The 358-nt window shown below is 57.8% G+C and carries 1 rRNA gene; it reads right to left on the reverse strand.

What is annotated here, in order from left to right:
* Positions 1–358: ribosomal RNA gene (locus JS756_RS36340) — 23S ribosomal RNA — on the reverse strand; the annotation flags it as partial.

Genomic DNA, 358 nt, shown 5'->3' on the forward strand with positions numbered 1-358 from the left:
CCCCTAACCACAGGTCATCCCCCAGGTTTTCAACCCTGGTGGGTTCGGTCCTCCACGAAGTCTTACCTCCGCTTCAACCTGCCCATGGCTAGATCACTCCGCTTCGGGTCTTGAGCGTGCTACTCCAACGCCCTGTTCGGACTCGCTTTCGCTACGGCTACCCCACCCGGGTTAACCTCGCAACACACCGCAAACTCGCAGGCTCATTCTTCAAAAGGCACGCAGTCACGAGAAGCACCGAAGTGCTTCCGACGCTCCCACGGCTTGTAGGCACACGGTTTCAGGTACTATTTCACTCCCCTCCCGGGGTACTTTTCACCATTCCCTCACGGTACTATCCGCTATCGGTCACCAGGGA

It is taken from the genome of Streptomyces actuosus (assembly GCF_016921115.1).
GTDB lineage: Bacteria > Actinomycetota > Actinomycetes > Streptomycetales > Streptomycetaceae > Streptomyces > Streptomyces actuosus_A.